1 protein-coding gene and 1 pseudogene are annotated in these 2,618 nt (G+C 64.3%); both read right to left on the bottom strand.

What is annotated here, in order from left to right:
* Positions 1 to 374 precede the first annotated feature (374 nt).
* On the bottom strand, positions 375 to 1,574 hold the full coding sequence (locus tag NKI52_RS32550) for an IS91 family transposase (protein ID WP_352700859.1): 1,200 nt from the start codon (positions 1,572 to 1,574) through the stop codon (positions 375 to 377).
* Between the two features lie 10 nt (positions 1,575 to 1,584).
* Positions 1,585 to 2,465 (bottom strand): annotated as a pseudogene (locus NKI52_RS32545) (tyrosine-type recombinase/integrase).
* Positions 2,466 to 2,618 lie beyond the last annotated feature (153 nt).

Genomic DNA, 2,618 nt, shown 5'->3' with positions numbered 1-2,618 from the left:
CATAATGCAGAGCGTTTTTAGCTTGGCGTCGCGGAGAAAGGCGGGTGGCGAGAGCGCGCTGAGGTGGATCGCGACGGTGAGCTAAAAACGTGTTGGACTAAGCCGCCGGCACGGCTGGCCGCTATGGGCGTTCAATCAGGCCGTGGCCATGAACAGGGATGGCGTGGGCGCGGATGCGGTCCTGGACGCAGCGATTGCAGGGGTCGCGTGTGCCGAAAGCGGCACGGATATAGGTTCGGCAAAGTGAGGACCGGCGTCGCGCCTTGCCCGGCAAAGGCAGCCGGGGGTGACGGCGCGCAGCTTCGCGGGACCGACTCGGTTTTCCGGCCGAACGGCTCGTGCGATGCGGTGACGGCGAAAGCGGAGCGGTTCTTTCATGACGTATCCCAGTATGGCGGGGGTCCAGTGGCGCCGTCGAAGATTTCGACGATGATCATCTGGCCTTGACGACAGGCGGGGCATTGCCTGAGGGAATGACCGGTGAGATCCTCATAGCGGTCGCGGTAATCCCTTTCGGATGAGCCATCCGACGGCTCGGGAACCGGCATGCCGAGCAGGTCGCGGCAGTGGGCGAGCTTTTGCGCGCGGTAGCGATTGCCGAGAAAGCCGTAGTAGCGGATGCGATGGAAGCCCTCGGGCAGGACGTGCAACAAGAAGCGGCGAATGAACTCGTCGGACGCGACGGTCATGACCTTCTGCCGATTGCCGTGCCGGTAGTCCTTCCAGCGGAAACGAACGGCGTTGTCCTCGATGTCGATGAGGCGGTTGTTGGAGATGGCGACGCGGTGCGTATAGCGCCCGACATAGTCGAGCACCTGGGCAGGTCCGGCGAAGGGCGGTTTGGCAAAGACGACCCACTCAGCCTTTCGTAGCGGCGCCAAATAGCGCCGGAAGGCGTCGCGCTCGCTCAAGGCCTGCAAGTCAGAGAAGAACTTCAACTGGCCGGCGTCGAAGGCTTTCTCCAGATGCTCCAGGAACAATCGTCGGAACAGGCGTGAGAGCACCCGGACCGGCAGAAAGAAGCCGGGCTTGCAGGCGATCCATCGATCGCCGTCGGCAGACAGGCCGCCGCCTGGGACCACGCAATGCAGATGCGGATGATGGAGCAGGTTCTGGCCCCAGGTGTGCAGCACGGCGAAGAAGCCGATCTCGGCGCCCAGGTGCTTGGGGTCGGCGGCGATGGTGCGCAGGGTCTCGGCGGCGGCGCGGAAGAGCAGGGCGTAGACGAGCGCCTTGTTCTGATAAGCGATGGCGGCAATGTCGCCGGGCAGCGTGAAGACGACGTGAAAGTATTGCGTGTCGAGGAGCTCGGCGCGACGATCCTCCAGCCATTGCGCGCGAGCCAGCGATTGGCAGCGGGGGCAATGCCTGTCGCGGCAGCTGTTGAAGGCGATGCGCCGGTGGCCGCAGTGATCGCACTGCTCGACATGCCCGCCGAGCGCGGCGGTCCGGCACAGTTCGATCGCCGTCATGACGCGGCGCTGGGCGATCGACAGCTGCGCGTCATGCTGCGCACGATAGGCTTCGCCGTAGCGGCGGAAGATGTCCGCCACTTCCGGCCCCGAGCGGGCCATCGGCGCGAGCTTAGAAGTACTGCGGCTTGGCGGGCGGCGGCGGGGTGGGCGCCGGCCTCGGCAAGAGCTCGAAGGGGCTCGACGTGGCGCAGACCTTGTTGGTGGCGATCCGCAGGTAATGGGCGGTGGTCGCGAGGCTGCGGTGACCGAGCAGCAGTTGAATGGTGCGCACGTCGGCGCCGGCCTCCAGCAGATGGACGGCGAAGGCGTGGCGAAGCGAATGGGGCGTGACCGGCTTGGACAATCCGGAGCGGTCGCGCGCTTTCGCGCAGGCGTGTCCCACCGCATCCCTGGTGATCGGCTGGCCGGCACGATCGCCGGGGAAGAGCCACTCCTTTGGCCGCCGCACCTTCCAGTAGCTGCGCAGGATCTCCAAGAGCTTGGGCGACAGCATCACATAGCGGTCCTTCTGGCCTTTGCCCTGCTCCACGCGGATGACCATTCTCTGGCTATCGATGCCCGTGGGCTTCAGCTGCACCGCTTCCGAGATGCGCAAGCCGGCGGCATAGCAAGTGGTCAGGATGGCGTGGTGTTTGACGTCGAGGACGCAGCCGAGGAACCGCTGAACTTCCTCGGCACTGAGGATGATCGGCAGCTTCTGCGGCTTCTTGGGAAGCGGCAGGACCTCTTCAGGCGCCCAGGCCCTTTCGAGCGTCACACTGTAGAGAAAGCGCAGCGCCGCAATGGCGATGTGGATTGAGCCGTGCGACAGCTTCTTCTCGTTGGTCAGATAGACCTGATAGGTCCGAATATCCTCGCGCGGAGCAAGTCCGGCGACTTGCCGAAGTGACGCGCAAACAGCGACACCTGCTGAAGATAGGAGAGTTGGGTGTTGAGCGCGAGGTTGCGCACCTCCATGTCCTCGCTCATGCGCTGGCGAAGTTGGGTCATGACAAGCTCCTTTGTCCGATGGAATAGGCTGCAAGCAGCCACTCCATGCTGACGCAGTCGGAGCTTGTTGTGGACACATGACCAGCGCGACAGACGACGCGATCAGATCACGCTGTCGGCACTCACCCTCCTTGCCGCTCCGCATTCGCGGAG

The sequence above is a fragment of the Mesorhizobium sp. M0590 genome (genome assembly GCF_040320905.1).
Classification (GTDB): Bacteria; Pseudomonadota; Alphaproteobacteria; order Rhizobiales; family Rhizobiaceae; genus Mesorhizobium.
This window is presented reverse-complemented; position numbering and strand designations above follow the sequence as displayed.